The organism is Streptomyces sp. NPDC014006 (genome assembly GCF_043088925.1).
Lineage (GTDB): Bacteria > Actinomycetota > Actinomycetes > Streptomycetales > Streptomycetaceae > Streptomyces.
In genome coordinates this window covers 312,972-337,367 of record NZ_JBICAJ010000009.1, presented here as the reverse complement: position 1 = coordinate 337,367, position 24,396 = coordinate 312,972, and the positions used below count along the sequence as shown (strand labels likewise).

Sequence of the window (24,396 nt, the reverse complement as noted above, 5' to 3'; positions counted from 1 at the left end):
GTCGTCTCACCACGCCATCTCGTCGATCAGCAGCGTCGCATCCGGCAGGGCCGTGCCGCCCAGGTTCTGCTCGGCCCAGATCACCTTGCCGTGCGCCGCGTACCGGGTGCCCCACCGTTCGGCGAACTGGGAGACGAGGAACAGACCCCGGCCGCCTTCGTCGGTGGTGGCGGCCCGGCGCAGCCGTGGTGAGGTGTTGCTGCCGTCCGACACCTCGCACACCAGGGTGCGGCCCAGCATCAGCCGCACCCGCACGGGCGGCGCGCCGTAGCGGATGGCGTTGGTGAGCAGCTCGCTGAGGATCAGCTCCGTGGTGAACGACTCCTCCTCCAGCCCCCACTCCTGCAGCCGGCGGCCGACCTCCGACCGGATGTGCGACACCTCCGTCACATCGAACGGGACGTCCCAGGTCGCCACCTTGGCCGGGTCGAGCAGCCGGGTCCGGGCGACGAGCAGCGCCACGTCGTCGGTGGGGTGCGCGGGCAGCATCGTGTCCATCAGCGCCCGGCAGGTCTCCTCCGGCGTGCCGCCCGGGCCGGCCACGGCCGCCCGCAGCATCACCAGGCCCTCGTCGATGTCGCGTCCCCGGTCCTCGATCAGCCCGTCCGTGAACAGCACCAGCCGGCTCCCCTCGGGCAGCTCCAGTTCCCCGGACTCGAACGGGAACCCGCCGACGCCGAGCGGCGGCGACACCGGGACGTCGGGGAACGTCACCCGGCCCTGCGGGTCCACCACCGCCGGGGCCAGGTGCCCGGCGCGGGAGAGGGTGCAGCGGCCGCCGACCGGGTCGTAGATGGCGTACAGGCAGGTGGCGCCGGTCAGGGGGGCGGGGGCGCTGTCCGCGGTCTCCGCCTGTGTGTCCAGCCGCGCCACCATCTCGTCGAGGTGGCCGAGCAGCTCGTCCGGGGCCAGGTCCAGCGAGGAGAAGTTCAGCACGGCGGTGCGCAGCCGGCCCATGGTGACCGCGGCGTGCAGCCCGTGTCCGACGATGTCGCCGACGACCAGGGCCACCCGGAAGCCGGGCAGCGGGATGACGTCGAACCAGTCGCCGCCCACGCCGGCCTGCGCCGGCAGGTACCGCCAGGCGACCTCCAGCGCGTCCTGCTCCGGCAGGTCCCGGGGCAGCAGGCTGCGCTGGAGGGTGACGGCCATGGCGTGCTCGCGCGAGTAGCGGCGGGCGTTGTCGATGGCCACCGCCGCCCGGGCCACCAGCTCCTCGGCGACCGCGACGTCCTCCTCCTCGAAGGCCGGCGAGCCCTCACCGCGCCAGAAGTTGACCATGCCGAGGACGACGCCGCGGGCCTGCAGCGGCACCGTGATGAGCGAGTGGATGCCGTAGTCCAGGGCGCGCTGCGCGCCCGCCGGGTCGTGGGCCCGCCAGTCCTGTGCGGTGTACAGATCCGACACGAGGACGGCCCTGCCGCCGTGCAGGGCGGCGACCATGGGGGTGTCGGCCACCACGAACCGGATCAGATCGCCGACCGGCTGCAGCGGATGCCCGGTCTGCGACTCGCTGAGCGCGGTGCGCCGCATCTGCTTCACGGCGCCGGTGGGCTCGTCGCCGCGCAGCACGGAGTCCAGCAGCTCGACGGTGACGAAGTCCGCCATGCGCGGGACGGCGACCTCGGCGAGCTCCTCCGCCGTGCGCCGCATGTCCAGCGTCGTGCCGATGCGCACCCCCGCCTCGTACAGCAGGGTCAGCCGGCCGCGCGCCACCTCGGCCTGGCCGGAGAGGGCGCGCAGTTCGGTGGTGTCGCGGAACGTGGCCACGAGGCCCTGGACGCCGCCGTAGGGCTCCGTCAGCCGGGTGTTGACCGCCAGCAGCCGGTCCCCGGCGGGGACGACCTGGTCGGAGACGGCCTCTCCGGAGGCGAGGATGCGGGTCGGGCCGGGGCCGAGTCCGAGGTCGGTGACCTGCCGCTGGTCGGCGTCCGCAGGGAGGTCCAGCAGCCGGCGTGCCTCGTCGTTGGCGAGCAGCACCCGTCCGTCGGCGCCGACGATCAGCACGCCTTCGCGCACGGCGTGCAGGACGGCGTCGTGGTGCTCGTACATCCGGGTCATCTCGGCGGGGCCCAGGCCGTGGGTCTGCCGGCGCAGTCGCCGGCCGACCAGGGCCGTGCCGCCGGTCGCGAGCGCCAGCGCCACCGCCGACGCGCCCAGCATCACCGGTACCTGGTGGTTGAGCACGTGGCCGAGGGTCTCGACCTGGATGCCTGCGCTGACAATGCCGACCACCCGGCGGCTGGCGTCGGTCACCGGGACCACCGCGCGCACGGCGTCGGAGGGCTCGCCGTGGAAGGTCTCGCTGAACGCCTCGCCCGCCGCCGCCCGTTCCACGCCCTGCGCCCGGGTGCCGATCAGTGAGGGGTCGGTGTCGGTGACACGCACCCCGCTCTTGTCGAGGACGGTGATGAAGTCGACGCCGGATCCGTGGCGCGCCTGCTCCGCCGGTCTCTGCAGCAGCGCGTTGGGGTTCGCCGAACGCAGTGCGAGGGCGGTGCCGGGGGCGTGCGCGAACGCCTCCGCGGTGGCCAGGGAGCGGTTCCTGGCGTTGCGCTCGCCGTCGTAGCGGCCCTGCACCACCAGAGCGGTGGCGGCCGCGGCGACGAGCACCAGCATGATCAGCGCCTGGAGCAGGAAGACCTGGGTGGCGAAGGTGCGCACGCTCAGCGACGGTGACAGACGGTGGCTCAACGGCCGGCGGTCCTTCGCGCCGTCGCTGTCCCCGTGGCCTGCCGCGCCCTCCCGGCGGCCCCGGTTTTTCGGGGCTCCCGGGTTTTTCCGGTCTTCCGGGGGCCCAGGCGCATCACGCAGCCGCCGTGCTCCGCTCGGCGGCGGCGCGGCCCTCGCGCGGGACCAGCGCGACCGTCCGCCCATGTTCCCCTTTGTAGCACCCCGCCTGCGGGACGGGCGAACGGTGACGGGCCGTACGGGGCAGCGGCAGCACGGTCACGCGCAGCGACCGGCTGCCGTCAGGGACGGCCGGGGGCGAGGGAGCGCGGGCCGCCCCCGTGCAGGCAAACTTCCGTCACGCGAGGCTTCGAGCTCAACTTCCGTTTCATACGGGGGTGTCGGAGGACCAGGTCGGGCGGCCGCGGGCCAGGACGCCCGTCAGGGTGCGCAGGGCGCCGGTGAGGGTGCCGACGTCGGGGGCGTTGCCCAGGCACAGCCGGAAGGCGCGCGGCAGCGGCTGGTCGGTGGCGCTGTAGTACAGGGTGGGGCTGATCGAGATGCCCTGACCGTCGGCGAGGGCGAGCGCCTCGGAGGCGGTCCAGGGTTCGCGCAGCTCCACCCAGGCGTGCAGGGCGTCGGCCCGGACGTGGCGGATCGCCGGCGCCTTCGCCAGCAGGTGCACGGCGGCGTCGCGGCGGCGTCGCATCTCCTGGCGCTGCCAGTCGAGCAGGCGCTCCGCGGTGCCGTCCTCCACCCAGCGCAGGGCGACGGCGGTGGCGAGCGGGGACGGATTGAAGACGGTGGCGCGGATGAGCGCGCCGAGGCGGCCGGCCAGCTCGGGCGGTCCGGCGAGGAAGCCGCAGCGCAGCCCCGGGGCGAGGGTCTTGGACAGGCTGGTGAGGAAGAGGGTGCGTTCGGGGGCCAGGGCGGCCAGCGGGGGCAGGCCCGCGTGGTCGGACAGCAGTCCGAAGACGTCGTCCTCGATGATGACCAGGTCGTGGCGGCGGGCGATGTCGACGATGGCCTCGCGGCGGCCGAGCGGCTGGGTCGCGGCCGTCGGGTTGTGGGCCGTCGGCATGCAGTACAGGGCGCGTGCGGAGGGAGTGGCCGCGCAGGCCTCTTCCAGCGCCTCGGGGATCAGGCCGTCGCCGTCCATGGCGACGGCGGACATGCCGACGCCCAGCAGCTGGGCGGCGGTCTTGGCGCCGGGGTAGGTCAGCGCCTCGGTCAGCAGGGTCTCACCGGCGCGCAGCGCGGCGCCGAACGCCACCAGCAGGGCGTGCTGGCTGCCGGAACAGATCGCCACCTGCTCCGGGCGGACGTCCAGGCCGCTGCGGGCGAGCCAGCCGCAGGCGGTGCGCCGGTGGCCGTGGGAGCCGATGTCGGACTCGTAGCCGAGAAGCGCGCCGAGGCCAGCGGTGCCGGCGAGCGTGGTGAGGGTGCGGCGCAGCAGCTCCTCGTGCCGGCCGCGCGCGGGGGCGTTGACCGCCATGTCGAGCCGGGCGGGCGCGTCGGCGCCGCCGGGGTCAGGGGTGTCCCGCAGGTGCGGGATGCCGGAGGCTCCGGCGACGAAGGTGCCGCGGCCCACGGTGCTGCTGACCAGGCCCTGCTCCTCGGCCTCGCGGTAGGCGCGGCTGACGGTGGGGACGGCGACGCCGAGCACCCGGGCCAGTTCGCGGTGGGTGGGCAGGCGGTCGCCCGCCGAGAGGCGGCCGGTGGTCACCGCCGTGGCGATCGCCTCCGCGATGCGCCGGTAGACCGGCCCACTCGTCCCGTCGTCGGCCAGCAACTGCGCGAACAGGCGGGGATCGGCCGCCATCGCTCTCCTCTTCTCGTCGGCCCTCGTCGGGGAGTTCCCGTCGTACTGCCGAGGGCTGTTTCTCGTCGGACCCCGTGCGGGGTCGTTCTCGTCGGACCCCGTGCGGGATCGTCCTCACCCCAGCGTTACAGGTCGATCATGACGCTGGTGGTGGGACGAGCACAGCACACGGGGACCTGCCCCGGTTCCACTGGCGCCGTCGGTTCGATCACATAGGCGACCTCGCCGGCGTCGAGACCGGTCACGCACGTGCCGCACAACCCGGTGCGGCAGGAGGCGTCGGGGCGCAGACCGGCCTGTTCGGCGAGGGCGAGCAGGCTGAAGGTGTTCTCCCGCCAGGGCACGGTCACCCCGGAGCGGGCGAAGGTCACGGTGACCGGCCGCCCGTCGGCGTCCCGGGCCGGGGGGCCGGCGTCCGTGTGTCCCTCGGTCGGCTCCTCGCCGGTGAGCGGCCGGGCCGCGCCGAAGAACTCGTGGTGCACACGGTCGGTGGGCACGCCCAGGCCGGCCAGCCCGGCGACGACGTCCGCCATGAAGCCGGCGGGCCCGCAGACGTAGTAGTCCGCGTCGAGCGAGGGCAGGATCCGTTCCAGAGCGGCCGGGGTGAGCCGGCCCGGCTCGTCGAAGTCCCGTCCGGGTGTGTCCCCGGGCAGGGGGCGGCTGAACAGCAGGTGCGTGTGGAGCCCGTCCCGGGATCCGGCGAGGTGGCGCACGTACGGCCCGAAGGCGAGCTCGCGCGAGGAGCGGGCCTGGTGGACGAAGTGGACGGGGCGCGCCGACGCGCCGTCCTGGCCGGCGAGTTCGGTGAGCATCGCCAGCGCAGGGGTGATGCCGATGCCCGCGCTGACGAGCACCACGGGGCGCCGGCCCGGCTGGACGACGAACCGGCCGCGGGGCGCCCGCGCCCGCAGCCGCGCGCCGACCGCGATGTCCGTGTGCAGATGGCCGGAGGCGACGCCCGCGGGGATGCCCGGCGCCTCGGCGGGCGCCGGCTCGCGCTTGACGGCGATGCGGTAGCCGAGGCCGTCGTCGGTGCGGCCGGCCACGGTGTACGTCCGCACGACGGGCCGCACCGCCCCGGGCACGTCGAGCGACAGGGTCAGGAACTGCCCCGCCGCGAAGTCCGGCAACCGCTCGCCGTCCGGGTCGGCCAGGTCGAAGGAGACGACGTCCGCGGCCTCCCGGCGGCGGCCGGTGACAAGGAGGGCGCGCTCACCGGACCATCCCTCCTGTGTTCCGCGGGCCCGGGCCAGCAGCCGCTCCGCCTTGGTGCGCAGGAGCGGCGGCAGGGCGGCGCAGTCCAGGACGCGGGCTAGGGCCTCGGCGTCGGGCCGCTCCCGGTGCAGGACGCGGGCCAGTTCCGCTACGGACAGCCCGCCCTCGCCCCGGCGCACGCGCTCGATCTTGTCGCCGGCCCGGATCAGGCCGGGCTCCAGCACACGGCAGAAGAAGCCCACACGTCCGCTGCTCAGATAGCGGGCGGGGAAGTCCTCCTCGCCGAGCCGGACGGCCATCTTGCGACAGGGGATCCGCGGCTGCGTGACCCGCAGGAGCACCTCGCCGATGCGAAGCTCGTCACCGACGGCGACCTCGTCGTCGGCGGGGCCGTCGACGGTGAGGTTCTCGCCGAAGGTGCCGGGCGGCAGGTCCCGGCCCAGCTCGCGGCGCCAGTCGGCGTAGTGACGGAGCTGGTAGCACAGCAGGGCGCGGTCCCGGTCGTCGGCGTCGTCGACGTGGTCGTCCGCGACCAGCCCGTCCGCCCCCACGAGCACGACGCCCTGCGCGGGGCGCTTGTCGAAGCCGGTGACGATCGTCTCGCCCTGGACGGTCATCGGCTGGGCCTGCCCGAGGTTGACCGAGAGCAGCTCTCCGAAGATGTGGGTCATGCCCAGAAAGTAACATTACAATCTTTGATAAGACAATGGATTGTCCAACAACAAGTGGGACGGCAAGGTCGAACCACGAGGCCACAGGCGAAGGTGCCGGCACTGGACGCCTCCATACGGCCCCTCCCGTCCTGCGCCCGCCGCGGGCGGTGTGAGACTGCTGAGCGGTGACGGCCCAGCGCGGGCACGACGAGGGGAGCGCGGGTGGTGATACGCCAGAGACCGGCGACGAGCTGCTGGAGGAGTTCCTGGCCGATCCGGCCAACTCCACGGCCGTCCTGGAACCCGCCCACGAGATCGGCGGCGACGCCTTCGACCACGCGCTCACCGGGACGACGTTGCACGCCACGGTGCTGGACTCGCTGGGGCACAACCTCGCCTCCGGGCTGACCAGCGCCGTGTCCCTGGCAGCCTGCCGCAACGCCCGCCGTTGCGGGCTCGACCTGCCCGAGCTGGTCCACAGCGTCGACAGCGCGCTGGCGACCTGGCTGCCGGAGCAGTTCTGCACCGCCGTCGTGGCCGAGCCGGACCTGGCCACCGGCGTGCTGCGCTGGAGCAACTGCGGCCATCCCGCGCCGCTGCTGATCCGTGACAACCGGCTGCTCGTCGACGCCCTGGAACGCGAGTCGGACCCGCCGCTGGGGCTGGCACGGCTGTTGTCCACCCGGGAACGGCACACACACGAAATCGCCTTGTAACCCGGCGACCGGGTGCTCCTCTACACCGACGGGGTCACGGAGGCGCGGACTCCGGACGGGGAGCTGTTCGGACTCCAGCGGTTCGCCGACTACGTCATCCGGGCCACCGCCTCCGGGGAGCTGGCCGCGGAGACGCTGCGGCGTCTGATCCACTCGATCCTCGACGGACAGGCCCGCCGCCTGCGGGACGACGCGACCATCCTGATGTTCGAGTGGCAGCCGCCGCCGACGGTGACGTAACCGTCCGCGAGCCTTCCGGCCCCTTTGCTCGCGAACCTCTGCTCACGAACCCACGCGCGGGCGACGGTGGTCAGCGTTTCAAGAACTTTCGTCAGGCTTGTTGACTCGATGTCTCACCGGCTGCACATTACCTATCGGTAGAACCGCGCAGTAACCCTGCGGGCGGTCCTCCCCGGCCGTCGCCGTGCGCCCCCCACGCTCACGACACGGCCGTAGGCACCTTCCTTCTGCTCGAGCCGCGCATTTCTCGCTCCCCTGCACGCCGCACGGGCACGGCCGTGTCCGCGGTCGCGCGTGCGCCTTCCGAGAAAGAGAGAGCACATGCCGAAGCATGCCCTGAGTCATGTCATGACCGCGACAGTCGCGGCCGTGGCCCTGAGCTTCACCGGGGCTCCCGCCCACGCGACCACGGCTCCGCTCGACTACGTGGCCCTCGGCGACAGTTACAGCGCCGGATCGGGGGTCCTGCCCGTCGACCCCACGAACCTGCTGTGCCTGCGGTCCACGGCCAACTACCCGCACGTCCTGGCGAACCGGGCGGGTGCCCGCCTGACGGACGTGACCTGCGGCGGCGCCCAGACCAAGGACTTCACCCAGGCGCAGTACCCGGGCACGGCCCCGCAGCTCGACGCCGTCGGCGCGGACACCGACCTGGTGACGCTGACGATCGGCGGCAACGACAACAACACCTTCATCAACGCCGTCGTGTCCTGTGGCACGGCCGGGGTCCTCAGCGGCGGCAAGGGCAGCCCCTGCAAGGACAAGTACGGCACGTCCTTCGACGACCAGATCGAGGCGAACACCTACCCGGCGCTCAAGGCCGCGCTGGCCGGCGTGCGCGCGAAGGCCCCCCACGCGCGCGTGGCGGCCCTCGGGTATCCGTGGATCGTCCCCCGTACGTTCGAGGCGTCGTGCTTCGTCACCCTCCCCCTGGCCGCGGGCGATGTGCCCTACCTGCGCGCGATCCAGGCCCATCTCAACGCCGTCGTGGCACGCGCCGCCCAGGAGACCGGGGCCGCCTACGTCGACTTCGGCGAGGCGTCAGAGGGCCACGACGCGTGCCAGGCCCCCGGGACACGGTGGATCGAGCCGCTGCTGTTCGGGCAGAACATCGTGCCGGTCCACCCCAACGCGCTCGGCGAACGTCGCATGGCCGAACGCACGATGAGCGACCTCGGACTCGGCTGACCCGGCGCCCGGCCGCCGCGGGGCGGCGATGCGACGATCATCCGCAGGTCGGCATCGCCGCCTCGACGGGGGCGTGTGCGGCACGCCCGGCCAGGACGCGGCTAGGCCCTGTCGGTCAGGCGGCTCACCACCGCACGCATCGCTTGCCGCAGGGCCGGACGGATCTCCTCCGGCGGGTCGAGGCTCTCGAAGCCGTGGTGGCCGCCGGGCACGTCGATCAGTTCCAGGGCAGCCCCGCAGTCCTTGGCCGCCGTCACGAACTCCTCGACGGTGGCCGCGATCTCCGGTGTCTCCAGCCCGGCGCGCACGAGGACGAGCGGCAGGGCGCCCGCCTGCGCGACCGCGGGGACCGGCTGGAACCGGGCGTCGGCCAGGCCCCAGTTGGGCAGCGGCGCCAGGATCGGGTAGGAAGCGGCCAGGCAGCGCAGCCATGAGGGGGGCGCGGCCAGCCAGGGTGCGGTGAGCAGGCCGCCGCCGGAGAAGAACCACAGGGCGATCCGGTCGGCGTCCACCCGGGGATCGGCCCGCACGAGATCCACCGCGGCGGTGACATCGGCGGCGGCGCGCTCGTAGTCGCCCACGTCGTGCAGCCGGTGGTCCAGGGTCACGCCCACCATGCCCTCGGCGGCGGCCAGGCGGGCGTGCCCGACCATGGTCGGCCACTCGCGCGGGGTGGGTCGCGATCCGGCGGGCACCGGACCACCGTGCACGAACACCACGGCCGGGCGCGGGCCGTCGGCGTCGGGGACGTACAGGTCGACGTTCTGCTTCGTCTCCCGGGGCAGTTCGGGCACCTGAAGCGGGAACGGGCGCAGATGGGCAGGCGGTTCACAGGTGCCGGCCGGTCGCAGGCGGCGGCCCTCACCGGCTGCCGCGCCCAGCAGGGCCTCGGACAGTTCGGCGGGGCTCGACAGCATCGGCCAGTGGCCGGTGGGCAGTTCGAAGAACGACACCCGGGGGTCGGCGAGAGCCTGAAGGGCCGGGTCGCCGAAGTCGGCGAGCCGTTGCACCATGTCGATGCTGACGCCGTTGCCGGTGCACAGGATGCCGCTGGTGGGCACGGCGGCCACCGCGCCCGTCAGCCGCAGCGGCTGGAGCAGGGTGGCGAGCGGCTGCGGGGCGGCCAGCGCGGTCAGCCGGTCCAGCGCCGCGTCGGGGACACCGGCGGTACTCCCCCAGCGCTGCCACTGCTCACGGTTCGCAGGGGGTGCCAACTCACCGCTTGTTTCCCCGTTTTGAGCCCCTTCGGCCAGACGGGCGCGCAGTTCCTGGTCCGGGACGGCGGCCAGGGCCGGGACGCCGTTCTGCGGCATCCCGGCGTCCAGGTGGACGATGCGGTCGATGCGCTCCGGGCGCCGGTCGGCGGCGCCGAGCACCGGATGGATGCCGTAGTCGTGGCCGACGAGCACGATCTTCCGTCCGCCCGCCGGGTCCACCGCGTCGATCGCCGCGAGCACGTCCGCGATGTGTGTCTCCAGATCGACGCGATCTCCCGCCGCCGGGCGGTCCGCGTCGAGTCCGGTGAGGGGCACCGCACGCGCCTCGGCACCCGCCTCGGCCAGCCGCGCGGCCGTCCCCTGCCATACCTGGGCGCCGGTGAACGCGCCCGCCACCATGAGGAACACCGTCATGATCATCTCCTTGCCTGTGTGACGACCGGTACCGTAGGAACTCCTCTTGGGGGAGGTTCAACTGTCCGCATCGCATGAGGGCCTGTGGAGCATCGGTGAGCTCGCCGAGCGTGCGGCCGTCACCGTGAAGACCGTCCGCTTCTACTCCGACCAGGGTCTGTTGCCGCAGGCCCGTCGCAGCGGCGGCGGGCACCGCCGGTACGGTCCCGAGGCGCTGGAGAGGCTGCGGCTCATCCGCTCCCTGCGCGCCCTGGACCTGCCGCTGCCCCAGGTGCGCCGGATCCTCGACGACGAGGACGCGGCCGGCCCGGCGCTGGAGGACGCCGTCGCCGGGCGGCTGCGCGATCTCGGTTCCGAGCTGCGGGCGTTGCGCTGGCGGGAAGCGGCGCTGCGGCTGGTGCAGGAGTGCGCACCCGGGGAGCGGGCCGACCGGCTGCGGCTGCTCGGTGCGGTGGCCGGCCCGCCGAGCACGGACTCGCTGGCCAGATTCTGGCGCGGCTGGCTGCCGGCGCGGATGCCGGCCCGGGCGACGGCCGCGTTCCTGGAGCTGGCGGTCCCGCAACCGCCCGCCGAGCCGGCTCCGGAGCAGGTGCTCGCCTTCGCCCGGTTGCACGCGATGACCAGCAGCCCCTGCCCGGCCGGCGCACAGCCCCGGCCGCAGGTGCACCGGGTGGCCGGTCCCGGCGGGGCGGCGGAGCTGTACGCGGGGCTCGCCGAGGCGTACGAGCTGGCCGGTCCGCAGCTGCGCCGGGAGCGGACGCCACGGCCCGGTGAGGCGCTGGACGCCTATGTGGCGGCGTACGCGAGCGCCTACGGCACACGGGACACCCGGGACTTCCGTCGGCGGCTGGCCGGTCTGCTCGGATCCGAGCCGCGCCTGGACCGTTACTGGGAGCTGACGGCCGTGGTGATCTCGCCCCCGGGCGGCCTGCCGGAGCCGACTCCGGGAGCTGCGGACGGCTGGCTGCGGGCGGCACTGGACGCGGACAACGCCGGAGCGGCGTAGATCACACGGAAGAAATGGAACCGGAAATTCCTGGCGGGTGCACAGTTCCCGCACCGCCACGCGAGTGCTAGTCGCCTTTTGGCTCCGTCTTCGTGATCGGCGTCGGCCTGCTGCTGCTCGGCGTGGTGATCATGCTGGTGATGCGCCGCCGCAGCCCCGCGTTCTTCCGCGGCGAGATCCTCACGGCCGGCACCCCGGCCCTCGTCGTCGACGAGCCGTGGACCCCGCTCCCGCGCCTCCCCCTGGGCGGCGACCGGCCTCCGCACCGGTCGCCGCCCATGCCTGTCGGCCAGGTTCACGCGATGCTGGTGAGTGCGGCCGGTGCGGTCGCCCGAGGAGGATCGGACCGACGTGCAGGGAGGCGAACGCCGTGATCGCCGTCAACCCGACGGACAGCGCCTCGGTGCTGGCCGCCTTCGGCGCGCTCGGCGTCCTGGTGGTGATCTTCGCGGAGTCGGGGCTGCTGGTCTTCGGCTTCTTCCTGCCCGGGGACACCCTGCTCTTCCCGGCCGGTGTGCTGTGCGCGGACAGTTCGGGAAACGGGGCGCGGCTCGAGCTGTGGCAGGTGCTGCTGTGCGGGGCGGTGGGGGCCGTGGCCGGCGGGCAGGTCGGCTACCTGCTGGGGCGGCACGGCGGAAAAGCGCTGCTCGCACGCCCCTCGAGCAAGCGGCTGCGGGAAGGCGCCGGCCGGGCGGAACGGTTCCTCGCCCGCTACGGCTACGGCAAGGCGCTGGTGCTCGGCCGTTTCGTGCCGATGCTGCGGACCGTGCTGCATCCGGTGGCCGGCGCGCTCGACGTCCCGGTGCGAACCTTCACGCTGTGGCAGACCGTCGGCGGCCTGCTGTGGACCCAGTCCCTGGTGCTCGCCGGCTATCTGCTGGGCACGTCGGTGGCGCACGTCGAGGCCTATCTGATCCCGACGGTCGCCGCGGTCGTCGTGGTGTCCCTGCTGCCCCTGCTGTGGGAGGCGCTGCGGGCCCGGCGCGCGCGGGCACACACGCGTGCTCCGCGGCATGTCCGGGACACCTCCGCGGTCCGGAAGGCGCCGGCCGAGGACGCACCGGAGCGGTCCCCCGAGGCCGAGTTCCCGGCCTCCGAATCCCCGGTCCAGGAAGACGACTGAGGTCGTAGGTGGAGATCCCGGCCGGTCGGGTACCCGCACGTCGTACCGATCCGTCACGCCATGAACACGGAGGAACGAAGATGAGCACGGTCAAGGAAACCGTCGAGGTCGGCGTCCCGGTCCACACCGCGTACAACCAGTGGACGCAGTTCGAGGAGTTTCCGCGCTTCATGGAGGGCGTCGAGGAGGTCAGGCAGCTGGACGACCGCCACAACCACTGGACCACGAAGATCGGCGGCGTCACGCGCGAGTTCGACACCGAGATCGTCGACCAGCTCCCTGACGAGCGCATCACCTGGCGCACGACCAGCGGCGACACCGACCAGAAGGGCAGTGTCCGCTTCCAGCGTGTGGACGACACGCACACGCGCGTGGAGCTGGTGATGGAGGTCGAGCCCAGCAGCGCGGTCGAGAAGGTGGCGGACCTGGTGGGCACGATCGACCGCCGCGTCAAGGGCGACATGAAGCGCTTCAAGCAGTACGTCGAGGAGCGCGGCGCCGAGTCCGGGTCGTGGCGCGGCCGCATCGCGCCGGGCGACACCGGCGGGATGCCCGGCGGTACGGGCGGGATGCCCGGCGGTACGGGCGGGATGCCCGGCGGTACGGGCGGCATGCCCGGCACAGGCGGCACGCCTGGCGGCACTCCTCTCTGACCATCGGCGCACGGGACGTACGCCGGTTCACCCGGCCGCCGCGCGCCCGGTGCGCGGCGCCCCGTGCCGTGGGACGTTGGCAGTGCTTGCGCCCCCCCGAAGGGGCGTCGTGACGTTGCCGCGCCGATCAAGCATCGCCCCGGTCCGGCGGCGGAGTCCGGCTCCGCCGCCGGACCGTCCGCGCCGTGCACCCGGCCGGATCGGCGCGGACCGGCGCCGCGCGCCCGGGGTCGCGCCGCGGTGTGCGGGCGGCGCGGCGGACGGTCATCCACCCGTAGGGCAGCCCGGCCCTGCCACGCGGCGGCCCGGCCGGAGACAAGGGATCACACATGAGCGAAAGCAACCCGTTGAAGAAGGCGGCCGAGAAGGTCCTCGGCGGTGACACCGGACCCTCCGACGGCATCCCCGGCCGCCCGGGACCCGAACCGCCGGCCGTCGAGGAGCCCACCGAGGCGCGCGAGCCGCTGCCCCCGAAGCCGGACCAGACCGGCCCCGACACGTACTCCCCCACCGGCGTTCCCACCGGCGCCGACCAGGCGGCGATGGCCCAGCAGGGGGCCTGTCTCACCACCGCGCAGGGCGCCCGGCTGTACGACACGGACCACTCCCTGAAGGCCGGGCCGCGCGGGCCGGTGCTGCTGCAGGACCATCATCTGCGCGAAAAGGTGATGCACTTCGACCACGAGCGCATCCCGGAGCGGGTGGTGCACGCGCGCGGCGCCGCGGCGCACGGCATCTTCCGCGGCTACGGCACCGCCGCGCCGGTGACCAAGGCCGCCTTTCTCGCCAAGGACGCCGAGACGCCGGTGTTCGTGCGCTTCTCCACCGTCCTGGGCTCACGCGGTTCGTCGGACACCGTGCGCGACACCCGGGGTTTCGCGACGAAGTTCTACACCGGCGAGGGCGTCTTCGACCTGGTCGGCAACAACATCCCCGTCTTCTTCATCCAGGACGCGATCAAGTTCCCGGACGTCGTCCACGCCGCCAAGCCGCACCCGGACCGGGAGATCCCGCAGGCGCAGAGCGCCCACGACACCTTCTGGGACTTCGTCACCCTGCACACCGAGGCCACCCACCACACCCTGTGGAACATGTCGGACCGGGGCATCCCGCGTTCGTACCGGACGATGGAGGGATTCGGCGTCCACACCTTCCGGCTGGTGAACGCCGACGGGAAGACCACCCTGGTGAAGTTCCACTGGAAGCCGAAGCTGGGCGTGCACTCCCTGGTCTGGGAGGAGGCGCAGATCGCCAACGGCGTCGACCCGGACTTCCACCGGCGCGACCTGGCCGACGCGATCGAGGCCGGCGCCTACCCGGAGTGGGAGCTGGGCATCCAGACGTTCCCGGACACCCCCGAGCAGACCTTCGAGGGCATCGACCTGCTCGACCCGACGAACCTGGTGCCGGAGGAGCTGGCCCCGGTGCAGCCGATCGGGCTGCTCACCCTCAACCGCAATCCGTCGAACTTCTTCGCCGAGACCGAGCAGGTCGCCTTCCACCCGGGTCATCTCGTGCCCGGCATCGACATCACCGACGACCCGCTGCTCTCCGGGCGCCTGTTTTCCTACCTGGATACGCAGATCACCCGGCTGGGCGGCCCCAACTTCCCGCAGGTGCCGATCAACCGTCCGCACGCGCCGGTCAACGACATGCTGCGCGACGGCATGCACCAGACCGCCGTGCACCGCGGGGCGGCGCCCTACCGGCCCAACTCCGTCGACGGGGGCTGCCCGTTCGCCGCCGGCGCGGACACGGGCGCCTACGTCGAGACGCCCGTGCGGGTGCCGGAGGCGACGAAGGTGCGCCAGGCGCCGCAGTCGTTCGACGACCACTTCAGCCAGCCGCGCCGGTTCTGGCTGAGCATGAGCCCGGTGGAGCGCGAGCACATCATCGGCGCGTACACCTTCGAACTCGGCAAGTGCTACGAACAGGCTGTCAAGGAACGGGCGTTGCAGGTGCTGGCCAACATCGACCCCGAGCTGTGCGCGGGCGTCGCCGCCGGTCTCGGGCTGCCCGAGCCCAAGCCGACCGTGCCGCTCGCCGACGTCGAGCCGAGTCCGGCGCTGTCCCAGATCGGGCAGACCTGGCCGACGGACGGCCGCATCGTCGGGATCGTCACCGGGCGCGACGGCGACCTGGCCGGGGTGCGCGCCGTGCGCGAGGCGGTGCTGGAGGGCGGCATGGTCCCGCTGGTCGTCGCCCCGACGGGCGGCGTCCTCGGCGACGGCGACGGCGCCGTGACGGTGCAGCGCAGCTACGCCACCGCCCGTTCCGTGGAGTTCGACGCGGTCCTGGTGGCCGGAGCCCCCGGGGTGGGCGACGACGCCTACGGCGCCCGGGATGCCAAGGGCGCGCCCGCGACCGTACCGCAGGGCTCCTGCGACCCGAGGGTGGCGCTGCTGCTGTCGGAGGCCTTCCGGCACGGCAAGGCCATCGCCGTGTGGGACGGCGCGGAAGGGGTACTGCAGGCGGCCGGTGTGCCCGCCGAAGCCCCCGGCGTGATCCGCGCCGACAGCGCCACGGCGGCGCTGAGCGAGGTCACCCGCCTGCTGGGCGCCCACCGGGTGTGGGAACGGTTCACCGGCGAGGTGTGAGCCGTACCGAGGAGCGTCCTGGCGTACCGATCGAGGGCCGTGTTTGCAGCGTCCGCGCTGCATGCGGCCCTCGTGCGCGCACGGCCCTCGTGCCTGCGCGGCGCACGGCTGGGCGAACCCGGTCGGCGGCGCGTGCGGGGCCGTACTATCGGTGATCTCTTGGGGGAGGTGGTCATGGGCAGACGGAGCCCCGGCACGCCGACGCTGGAAGAGGTGGCCGCACGCGCGGGCGTGGGGCGCGGCACCGTGTCACGCGTCATCAACAACGCGGCGGGGGTTCGGGACTCGACGCGACGGGCCGTGGAGCGGGCCATCGCCGAGCTCGGCTACGTGCCCAATCTCGCCGCGCGTTCCCTGGCCGGACGGCGCGCGGACGCCGTCGCCCTGGCCATGACCGAGCGGGACTGGCGGCAGTTCGGGGAACCGTTCTTCAACGAGACCGTGCGGGCCATCGGCGACGCCCTGTCCGACACGAACCTGCAGCTGCTGCTCACCCTGATCCGCACCGACTCCGAGCGGCGCAGGTTCGTGGAGTTCGCCCGCGGCGGCCGGGTGGACGGGGCGCTGCTGATGTCCGTGCACGCCGACGACCCGCTGCCCGACATGCTGGCCGAGTCGGGCCTGCCCACCGTGCTGCTGGGGCGTCGCTCCGGTGACGAGCGGGTCACCTATGTAGACGTGGACAACGCCGGCGGCGCCCGGGACGCCGTGGCGCACCTGTTGCGCGGCGGTCGCCGGGCCGTCGCCACCATCACCGGGCCACTCGACATGTATGTCGCGCAGTGCCGGCTGCACGGTTACCGCGAGGCCCTGGCACGAGCGGGCGTCGTCGCCGACGACTCGTGGGTCGTGGAGGGCGACTTCACCGAGGACAGCGGGCGCCGGGCGATGGCCGAACTGCTGCGGCGGCACCCGGAGGTCGACGCTGTCCTCGCCGCCTCCGACACCACGGCGGCGGGCGCGGTCGGTGCGCTGCGCGCCGCCGGACGCCGGGTGCCCGAGGACGTGGCGGTCATCGGCTTCGACGACTTCGCGCTGGCCACCGCCACCGACCCGCAACTGACCACGGTGCGGCAGCCGTTGGCGGAGATCGGGCGCACGCTCGTGCGTCTGCTGCTGGAGGAGATGGAGGAACCGGCCGTGGCCTGGCGGCACGTGATCCTCCGTACGGAGCTGGTGCTGCGCCGATCGGCGTGATCCGGCCGAGGCGAGGGCTGAGCCTTCGGGAGCGCTCCCGAAGGCTCAGCGCCGCTTTCGTCCCCGCGCGGGCCACCCGGGGATTCGAAGATCCTTCGGTACCCACGGCGTTCAGCATCTTGTCACGAGCATGCCCCCATCCCTACAGTCCCCAGCGAGCCGCTCATTGGGAGCGCTCCCATCATGTGGGATCGCTCCCGCCCTCCGTCCCTTTCCGCCTCCGCGAAGAGGTCCCCCCATGCCATCCTTACCGCGCCGCTCCCCCACCCACCGCGGCCTGCTCGGAGCTCTCCTGACGCTCCTCACCGCACTGGGCACCCTGGCAGCGCTGCTGGCCTCGGCGCCGTCGGCAGCCGCCGACACCGCGATCTGCGAACCCTTCGGCACGACCACCGTCCAAGGCCGGTACGTCGTCCAGAACAACCGCTGGGGCACCAGCGACGCCCAGTGCGTCACCGCCACCAGCACCGGCTTCCGGATCGACCGGGCCGACGGCTCGGTGCCCACCAACGGTGCCCCCAAGTCGTATCCGTCGATCTTCGACGGCTGTCACTACACCGTCTGCTCCCCCGGCACCGAACTCCCCGCCCGGCTCGGCACCATCGCCGCGGCCCCGACCTCGATCTCCTACAGCTACGTGAGCAACGCTGTCTACGACGCGGCGTACGACATCTGGCTCGACCCCACCCCGCGCACCGACGGGGTGAACCGGACCGAGATCATGGTCTGGTTCGACAAGGTCGGCTCCGTCCAGCCCGTCGGTTCCCCGGTCGGCAGCGCCACCGTCGCCGGGCGCGGCTGGCAGGTGTGGGCCGGCAACAACGGCTCCAACGACGTGCTGTCCTTCGTCGCTCCGTCGGCGATCGGCAGCTGGAGCTTCGACGTGATGGACTTCGTCCGGCAGGCCGTGGCGCGCGGGCTCGCGCGGGACGACTGGTATCTGACGAGCGTGCAGGCCGGCTTCGAGCCCTGGCAGAACGGGGCCGGTCTCGCCGTGACCTCCTTCTCCTCCACCGTCGACACCTCCGGCGGCGGCTCGGGCGACCCCGGCACCTCGGCCGCCTGCAAGGTGGGTTACGCGACCGACGTATGGACGGGTGGTTTCACCGCCGACGTCACCGTCGCCAACACCGGGTCCGCCCCGGTGGACGGCTGGAACCTGGCGTTCGCCCTGCCCTCGGGGCAGCGGATCACCAACGCCTGGAACGCCGCCGTCTCCCCTGCCTCCGGGGCCGTCACGGCGAGCAGCCTCACCCACAACGCGCATCTCGCGCCCGGCGGCACCCAGACCTTCGGGTTCCAGGGCACCTACGCCGGCACCTTCGCCAAGCCGTCCGCGTTCAGTCTCAACGGCACGCCCTGCACCGTCGCGTGACCCGCGTGGCCGGCGGCCCCGGACGAGCCGCCGGCCCCGGCGCACCACCCCTACGGACCTCCCCGCCCGCCCGGCGCCGACCACCCGGGCGGGCGGGGACTCCACCGGACCGTACGGAAGGAGCAGACACCCATGGCACGACGCAGCAGACTCCTGTCGGTGGCGGCCGCCTTCGCCACCCTGCTCGCGGCACTCGGCCTGACCCTCCTCGGCCAGGGCACCGCCCAGGCCCACGGGGTGGCCATGCTGCCCGGCTCCCGCACCCACCTGTGCTACCTCGACTCCCGTAGCGCCACCTGTGGGCTGGACCCCACGAACCCCGCCTGCGAGGACGCCCTGGCGGGCAGCGGAGCGACCGCCCTGTACAACTGGTTCGCCGTGCTGGACTCCAACGCCGGTGGCCGGGGCGCCGGTTACGTCCCGGACGGCACCCTACGGTGACGTCAGCCGGCCGCGCTGTCCTCGCGCAGCCTGACCTGCTGCTCCAGCCGCTGCAGGCTGGCGTCCAGAGCCTCCTGCACCCGCTGCTCGCCGGGGTCGTGGTCCTCGTCGAAGAACGACAGGTGCACGGTCACCTCGCTGGCCCCGCTGCCCATCCCGGCGACCTGGAGCCAGCCGGCGTAACCGCCCTGGTCGCGGGTGCCCCACTCCAGGCGCATCTGCTCGGGCCGGGGCTTGAGGACGGCGGCCGTGTCGTGGTCGCCGCGGTCCTCGTGCACGGTGACGGCCGGCAGGTCCTCGGCCCGCACATGCAGGGCCTGCGGCAGCCAGGCGTCCAGCTGGTCCACCTGAGCGGCCTGGTCGAAGACGTGCTCGGGCTGCGCCGGCATCGTGCGCGAACGCTCGTACTCGCTCATCGCTGCACCGTTCCTCGGGTCGGTAGCTAAGCCTCGTACCGCGTGCCCCTCCTGACGTGATCCAAGCCGTCCCGCGCACGGCACGCGAAGTTTGCGTCCCGGTCACCGCGGCGTCGGCGCTCGGCCGCCGCCGCGACCGGTGACGTCCGCAAGATCAACATCGTTTTGCCCTCCCCCGACCAAGGAGTGTGCGTGAAGAGCATCCGATCGGGCGCCGTCGGCGCGTGCGTCGTCGCGGCCGCCCTGGCGCTCGCGACCGCCATACCGGCCGCGGCCGACGACGCGGACCTGCCGGCCGTCCATCCCCGGCTGGAGACACCCGCCCTGTACGACGACGCGGCCGGTGGGAAGGCCGACGCCGACGACCCCGCCATCTGGCGCAACGCCGCCGACCCCGACCGCAGCCTGGTCGTCGCCACCGCCAAGCAGGGCGGACTGCGGGTGTACGACCTGAGCGCGCGGGTCGTGCAGTCCGTCCCGGCGCCGGCCCCGGCGCACGCGGGCGACGCGCCCGGCCGTTTCAACAACGTCGATCTGGTGCACGGCATGCGGCTGGCCGGCACGAGGGGCGACTTCGCGGTGACCACCGACCGCGGCAACGACCGGTTGCGCGTCTACCGCATCGACCCCGCCGCGCCGAACGGTCCCCTCACCGACGTCACCGACCCGGCGGCCCCGCCGGTGTTCTCCGCCGACCAGGCCGAGATCAACGAGCAGCGCACCGCCTACGGCCTGGCCACCTGGACCGATGCGTCCTCGGGCCGTTCCTACGCCCTGGTCAGCCGGCGCGAGCGCACCACGCTCGCCCTGCTGGAGCTGACCCCGACGGCGACCGGACGCGTCGGATACCGGACCGTGCGCACCCTGAACCTGCCGTCGGCCTTCCGGCTGCCGGACGGCACGTCGTGGTCCCCGTGCGCCGAGCCGGGCGAGCTGCCGCAGGTCGAGGGCATGGTCGTGGACCCGGCGAACGGCACGCTGTACGCCGGGCAGGAGGACGTCGGTATCTGGCGGCTGCGCGCCGACCTGACCGGCGCACCGGTCCTGGTCGACAAGGTCCGCGAGTACGGCGTGGCCGCCACCTATGACGAGGCCGCCGAGGAGTGCGTCCCGGGTCGCGACCCGGGCTACGGCGGCAACCGGCTGACGGCCGACGTCGAGGGGCTCACTCTCGTCTCCGAGGCGGACGGCGACGGATATCTGCTGGCTTCCAGCCAGGGCGACAACACCTTCGCCGCCTACGACCGCGAGGTGGGCGAGGACAACGAGTACGAGGGCGGCTTCCGCGTCGCGCCCGCCTCGGCCGGACCGGACGGCTCCGAGGAGTGCGACGGGGCGGCGGCGCTGAACCAGCCGCTCGGCCGCCGCTTCCCGCACGGCCTGCTGGTCGTGCAGGACGGCCACGACGCCCCCGGCGACGGCGACCGGGCGGCGACGAACTTCAAGTTGGTCGACCTCGGCGACGTGCTGGACGCCCTGGACGACTGACCCGCGTGGGCCCCGTGCGCCGCGGCGCCTACGATGAGCGCGGGCGTGGGAGGAGGCGGGCGGCGTGGACTTCGGCGGACATGTCCCCTGGGCACAGCGGTGGGCCGCGCGGGCGTCCCTGGCGGCGGCCGTGGCCGCCGTCACTCTGCCCGTCCTCGTCGGCGGTGTCACGGGGCTGCTGCTCATGCTGGCCGGCACGGCCGGGCTGGGGGTGACCGCGGCCGCCCTGTGGTGGGCGCTGTCCCGGCGGGGCCCGGCCCGGGTGGCGGCGGCGGTGCTGGCCGTGGTCACGCCCGCGGCGGTCGTCGCGCTGTTCGCGGTGACGTTCCTGTGGGCGCTCGTCGTCTCCCCGGCGCTGTGGGGCGTGGCCGTGTGGTGCGGCCGGTACGCCCTGCGCAGCACCGGCGAGCACGCCCCCCGGATGCGCGAACGGGCCGTCTCGCCGCCACGACGGCCGTTCCTGATCATGAACCCGCGTTCCGGGGACGGCAAGGTGGGGCGCTTCGGCCTGAAGGAGAAGGCTGAGGCCCTCGGCGCCGAGGTGGTCCTGCTGGACCCGGCCGAGGAGCAGGACGTCACCGCGCTGGCGCAGGCGGCCGTCCGGCGCGGCGCGGACCTGCTGGGCGCGGCCGGCGGCGACGGCACGCAGGCGCTGGTGGCGGCGGTGGCCGCCGAGCACGGACTGCCGTTCCTGGTGATCAGCGCGGGCACCCGCAACCACTTCGCCATGGATCTCGGGCTGGACCGGGAGGACCCGGCCGCCGGTCTGGACGCCCTGGTCGACGGGGTGGAGTTGCGTGTGGACCTGGGCTTCGCGGCCGGGCACCCGTTCGTGAACAACGCCTCGTTCGGTGCCTACGCCTCGGTCATCCAGAACCCGGCCTACCGGGGCGACAAGGTGGGCACCGCGCTGGACATGCTGCCGGATCTGCTGACCCGCCAGGACGGTCCGCGGCTCACGGCCCGCCTGCGAGGGGCCCCGGCCGAGGCCTCGGCGCTGCACGATCCGCACGCGGTGCTGGTGAGCAACAACCCCTACCGCACAGGCGATCCGCTCGGACTCGGCCGGCGGGACCGGCTGGACACGGGGACGCTCGGCGTGCTGGGCGTCCGGGTCGACAGCGCGGTGGAGGCGGCGGCGCTGCTGCTGGACCCGCAGTCGGCCGGGCTCACGATCGCTGCGGCGCGCGAGGTGGTCGTGGACGCGGACCAGCCGGTGATCGAGGTCGGCATCGACGGGGAGGCGCATCTGCTGACCGCCCCGGTGCACTGCCGCATCGCTCGCCGCGCGCTGCGGGTGCGGGTGCCCCGGCAGCGCCCCGGGGTGCCCGAGCCGCCGCCCCGGATGAACTGGCGGCGGGTGCGCAAGCTCGCCGCGTCGGTGGGCCGGACGGCCGTGCCGCGGCGGGCGCGCGGCTGACGCCGTGTCACCGCTCGGGCGTCGCGGGGCCGTTGTGCTGCCGACGGGCGTTGTTGTAGATCCGCATCAGGTGTTTCGCGACGGCGCAGGCGGCTCGGTCGGCGTGGCACTGACGGCACGTCTGCATGTGCTGCTGGTAGGTCGCGCGGGCTTCTTCGAGGGCCGCATTCTCAGAGGGCATGACAAATCTCCGGATGAGGGCGCGTGCTTCAGACAGCGCCGGAATTGACTGTACGGTGCACCCGGAGACAAGGTGATCATGTTACTGGCGGTACTGGAAAGTCGGCTCAACACCGCCCCTGAGGACACGGACAGTAGCGGTCCGCCGGTCGGTGAGCCGGGTCAGGGGATGTCGCCCTGCCAGTCGAAGCGGCTCGGGTCCAAGGCGCGGGGCGCGTACAGCGCACGGCCCCCGGGGCCGTGGCGGCCTATCTCGGTGGGCAGGACCACGCTCCCGGCCGCCGGGCGAGGCGGCCCGTCTGTGACGTCCAGCAGCAGCCCGTCCAGCGGGCCGCCCACCAGTTCGGCGTAGACGCGGCCCGGGCGGGGCGAGGCGTCCTCGTGGTCGGCGCCGTACACGCGGCCTTTCATGAACTCCGTCTCGTCCATGGTCACAGCCTCGCATCCGCCACTGACAACGGCGGGTACGGCCGCCCCGCCCCGGCCGCACGAGTTCGCCGCCGTGCGGCGGCGGGCGCGCGGCCGGGGCCGCCTCGCCTGCGGCGCGTCGTTCACCACCCGCAGCACGATCGACTGGGGCACCTTGTCGCGGGCCTCGGCGGGCACCCAGAAGGCCACTGCCGCGTCGGTGCGCTCGCACACGCCGTGCAGGCCGTACTGCCGGGTGAACAGGATGGTGAAGTACTCGGCCAACTGCCGGGCGCGGACTGCGGCGTGGGTGAAGAACCAGCGCATCATCGGGTCGCCGTCGAAGGCCCGGGTCAGGACGCGGGCGACCAGGGAAGTATCCCCGGGCACCCTCGCCGTGGCCTCGGGTATCGGCATGCGGGCATTCCGCCACCGGCCCCAACAGTCCAGGATGCAGGGGTCGTTGACGCCGGGACCGGCGTCAACCGGTCACGGTCGCCTGATGGAAGTACAGCCGCCGGCTGGCGTCCGTCAGCCGCCACAGGGGAACTGCGCCAGGCCCGGACGCCCCGAAGTGACGAAAAGGCATTTATGGTATTTTCTGCATCATCGGCCCACAACGGGTGAACCAGTGAGGCGGCTGTCCGCTCAACCCACAGGGACATGGTCATATGCCTTCCACCGACCGCCTGATCGACGAACTCGTCGACGTCGAACTCGAGGAAGCGGTCGCCGCGTGCGCCTCCACGCTGGCCCTGTCCCGGTCCCTGTCCGAACCGGCCCCCGCGTCATGAACGGCGAACACCGCACGCGCTGGCCCGATGTGGCGGCCGTGGACGAGTCCCCTGCCGGTGCGCGTCGTGCCGTACCCGGCGACGAGGACCGTGTCCGCGAGCGGCTCGCGGCCGCCGTCGACGCCGTCGACGCGCCCGACGCCGTGTTCGCCCTCTCCCGCAACGGTCACCGGGTCGTCCACAGCGGCGGCCACCGCACCGGCCCCACCGCCCGCGAAGAGCTCCGTTACGAGATCGGTTCCGCCTCGAAGACCTTCACGGGGCTCCTCCTGGCCGAGCTGATCCAGCGCGGCGCGCTCACCGGCAACGAACCGGCCGCCGCCTGCCTGGCACCCGGCCGGGCGACGCACACCGGCGGGATCACCCTGGCGCACCTGATCACGCACACCTCGGGACTGCCCGCCCTGCCGCGCGACTTCTTCCCGCGCGCGCTGCCCGCCTGGCGCACCCAGCCCTACGCCCGCTACCCGGCGGAGCGGGTCGTCGAGGCGTTTCTGCGCGCCCGGCCCCGGCACCGGTCCGGCAGCCGCTGGCACTACTCCGACTTCGGCGTCGCCGTGCTCGGCCACGCCCTCGCGGCGGCCACCGGGGCGTCGTGGGAGGACCTGGTCGGCGCGCACGTGCTGGGCCCGCTCGCACTGCACGACACCGCGCTGCGGGCCGGCTCCCCGGACACCGACGCCGTCGGGTACACCAAGGACGCCTGGACGCTCGTCCCGGCGTTCGACCCCGGCGGGTTCCAGGCGGCCGGGGCCGTCCGGGCCGCCCCGCACGACCTGCTCACCTTCCTGGAGGCCCACCTCGACCCGGCCGGCTCTCCGCTGAGCGCCGCGCTGGAAGCGGTCCGGGTGCCGGTGCTGCGCCGGGGGCTGGGCCACCGGCACACGCACACCCTCACCTGGTTCCGGCATCCGACGCACGGCGGGCCGATGTACTTCCACGGCGGCGCCACGCTGGGCCAGCAGGCATTCCTGGGGTTCCGGCCGGACACCGGCACCGCGCTGGCGGCCGTGTGCACCCGCCGGTTCCGCTCCGGCGACCCGTTCGTGGCGACGGCGTACGCGCTGCTGGCCGACGACGAGATCTGAGCCCCCGCGACCGGACGCGAGCCCGGCGATGGTGCGGCACCCCGGCCGAAGCCGGGGTGCCGCACCGGTCAGGCG

General features: G+C 73.6%; 18 protein-coding genes and 3 pseudogenes. 14 read left to right on the top strand and 7 right to left on the bottom strand.

Going from position 1 to position 24,396, the window contains the following annotated elements:
- Positions 1 to 6 precede the first annotated feature (6 nt).
- From ACF1GV_RS29560 to ACF1GV_RS29550, 3 genes are all read right to left on the bottom strand, one after another.
- The gene (locus ACF1GV_RS29560; RefSeq protein WP_391686467.1) at positions 7 to 2,619 is read right to left on the bottom strand and encodes a SpoIIE family protein phosphatase; all 2,613 of its coding nucleotides are present in this window, start codon (positions 2,617 to 2,619) and stop codon (positions 7 to 9) included.
- Between the two features lie 439 nt (positions 2,620 to 3,058).
- Entirely contained in the window at positions 3,059 to 4,492 is a 1,434-nt protein-coding gene (locus ACF1GV_RS29555) for a PLP-dependent aminotransferase family protein (protein WP_391686359.1), read from the bottom strand.
- Positions 4,493 to 4,617: 125 nt separating this feature from the next.
- A complete protein-coding gene (locus ACF1GV_RS29550; RefSeq protein WP_391686356.1) occupies positions 4,618 to 6,378 on the bottom strand; it encodes an MOSC domain-containing protein in 1,761 nt (586 codons plus the stop codon).
- Positions 6,379 to 6,644: 266 nt separating this feature from the next.
- Between ACF1GV_RS29550 and ACF1GV_RS29545 the strand changes: the two are divergent.
- A pseudogene (locus ACF1GV_RS29545) lies at positions 6,645 to 7,316 on the top strand (PP2C family protein-serine/threonine phosphatase); the annotation flags it as partial.
- A 321-nt stretch (positions 7,317 to 7,637) separates the two neighbouring features.
- Complete coding sequence (locus ACF1GV_RS29540; RefSeq protein ID WP_391686354.1) at positions 7,638 to 8,504, top strand: SGNH/GDSL hydrolase family protein; 867 nt, start codon at positions 7,638 to 7,640, stop codon at positions 8,502 to 8,504.
- Between the two features lie 101 nt (positions 8,505 to 8,605).
- Here the strand turns inward: ACF1GV_RS29540 and ACF1GV_RS29535 are convergent, their stop codons facing one another.
- Positions 8,606 to 10,135 carry an alpha/beta fold hydrolase gene (locus ACF1GV_RS29535; RefSeq protein WP_391686351.1) on the bottom strand — a complete coding sequence of 510 codons (1,530 nt, stop codon included), beginning with the start codon at positions 10,133 to 10,135 and terminating at the stop codon, positions 8,606 to 8,608.
- Between the two features lie 61 nt (positions 10,136 to 10,196).
- Here ACF1GV_RS29535 and ACF1GV_RS29530 point away from each other — a divergent pair, with 61 nt between their 5' ends.
- From ACF1GV_RS29530 to ACF1GV_RS29495, 8 genes and pseudogenes are all read left to right on the top strand, one after another.
- On the top strand, positions 10,197 to 11,141 hold the full coding sequence (locus ACF1GV_RS29530) for a MerR family transcriptional regulator (protein WP_391686464.1): 945 nt from the start codon (positions 10,197 to 10,199) through the stop codon (positions 11,139 to 11,141).
- Positions 11,142 to 11,233: 92 nt separating this feature from the next.
- Positions 11,234 to 11,515, top strand: a complete 282-nt coding sequence (locus tag ACF1GV_RS29525) for a hypothetical protein (RefSeq protein ID WP_391686348.1) — start codon at positions 11,234 to 11,236, stop codon at positions 11,513 to 11,515.
- Positions 11,512 to 12,264, top strand: coding sequence for a DedA family protein (locus tag ACF1GV_RS29520; RefSeq protein ID WP_391686346.1), 753 nt, complete (start codon positions 11,512 to 11,514; stop codon positions 12,262 to 12,264). The genes ACF1GV_RS29525 and ACF1GV_RS29520 overlap by 4 nt, the downstream gene beginning before the upstream one ends.
- Positions 12,265 to 12,344: 80 nt before the next feature.
- Positions 12,345 to 12,809 (top strand): annotated as a pseudogene (locus ACF1GV_RS29515) (SRPBCC family protein); the annotation flags it as partial.
- Positions 12,810 to 13,246: 437 nt separating this feature from the next.
- Positions 13,247 to 15,514 carry a catalase gene (locus ACF1GV_RS29510; RefSeq protein ID WP_391686343.1) on the top strand — a complete coding sequence of 756 codons (2,268 nt, stop codon included), beginning with the start codon at positions 13,247 to 13,249 and terminating at the stop codon, positions 15,512 to 15,514.
- Positions 15,515 to 15,688: 174 nt separating this feature from the next.
- Entirely contained in the window at positions 15,689 to 16,711 is a 1,023-nt protein-coding gene (locus ACF1GV_RS29505; RefSeq protein ID WP_391686340.1) for a LacI family DNA-binding transcriptional regulator, read from the top strand.
- A 238-nt stretch (positions 16,712 to 16,949) separates the two neighbouring features.
- Positions 16,950 to 18,086 carry a cellulose binding domain-containing protein gene (locus ACF1GV_RS29500; RefSeq protein WP_391686337.1) on the top strand — a complete coding sequence of 379 codons (1,137 nt, stop codon included), beginning with the start codon at positions 16,950 to 16,952 and terminating at the stop codon, positions 18,084 to 18,086.
- Between the two features lie 132 nt (positions 18,087 to 18,218).
- Positions 18,219 to 18,521: pseudogene (locus ACF1GV_RS29495) on the top strand (lytic polysaccharide monooxygenase); the annotation flags it as partial.
- An 8-nt stretch (positions 18,522 to 18,529) separates the two neighbouring features.
- Here ACF1GV_RS29495 and ACF1GV_RS29490 read toward each other — a convergent pair.
- On the bottom strand, positions 18,530 to 18,943 hold the full coding sequence (locus tag ACF1GV_RS29490) for an SRPBCC family protein (protein ID WP_363268448.1): 414 nt from the start codon (positions 18,941 to 18,943) through the stop codon (positions 18,530 to 18,532).
- Positions 18,944 to 19,135: 192 nt separating this feature from the next.
- On the opposite strand from ACF1GV_RS29490, the gene ACF1GV_RS29485 reads away from it, so the two are divergent.
- Together ACF1GV_RS29485 and ACF1GV_RS29480 are read left to right on the top strand one after the other, a co-directional pair.
- Positions 19,136 to 20,431 (top strand): phytase, encoded by a 1,296-nt coding sequence (locus ACF1GV_RS29485; protein ID WP_391686334.1) that lies wholly within the window; start codon positions 19,136 to 19,138, stop codon positions 20,429 to 20,431.
- 64 nt (positions 20,432 to 20,495) lie between these two features.
- Entirely contained in the window at positions 20,496 to 21,851 is a 1,356-nt protein-coding gene (locus ACF1GV_RS29480) for a diacylglycerol/lipid kinase family protein (RefSeq protein ID WP_391686331.1), read from the top strand.
- A gap of 7 nt (positions 21,852 to 21,858) precedes the next feature.
- On the opposite strand, the gene ACF1GV_RS29475 is transcribed toward ACF1GV_RS29480, so the two are convergent.
- Together ACF1GV_RS29475 and ACF1GV_RS29470 are read right to left on the bottom strand one after the other, a co-directional pair.
- Positions 21,859 to 22,032, bottom strand: a complete 174-nt coding sequence (locus ACF1GV_RS29475; protein ID WP_391686328.1) for a hypothetical protein — start codon at positions 22,030 to 22,032, stop codon at positions 21,859 to 21,861.
- Between the two features lie 161 nt (positions 22,033 to 22,193).
- Positions 22,194 to 22,460: a hypothetical protein gene (locus tag ACF1GV_RS29470; RefSeq protein WP_391686461.1), complete on the bottom strand. Its 267-nt coding sequence runs from the start codon at positions 22,458 to 22,460 to the stop codon at positions 22,194 to 22,196.
- Between the two features lie 650 nt (positions 22,461 to 23,110).
- Between ACF1GV_RS29470 and ACF1GV_RS29465 the strand changes: the two genes are divergently transcribed.
- Both ACF1GV_RS29465 and ACF1GV_RS29460 read left to right on the top strand, forming a co-directional pair.
- The gene (locus ACF1GV_RS29465) at positions 23,111 to 23,233 is read left to right on the top strand and encodes a hypothetical protein (protein WP_391686325.1); all 123 of its coding nucleotides are present in this window, start codon (positions 23,111 to 23,113) and stop codon (positions 23,231 to 23,233) included.
- Entirely contained in the window at positions 23,230 to 24,321 is a 1,092-nt protein-coding gene (locus tag ACF1GV_RS29460; RefSeq protein ID WP_391686322.1) for a serine hydrolase domain-containing protein, read from the top strand. The genes ACF1GV_RS29465 and ACF1GV_RS29460 overlap by 4 nt, the downstream gene beginning before the upstream one ends.
- Positions 24,322 to 24,396: the final 75 nt, after the last annotated feature.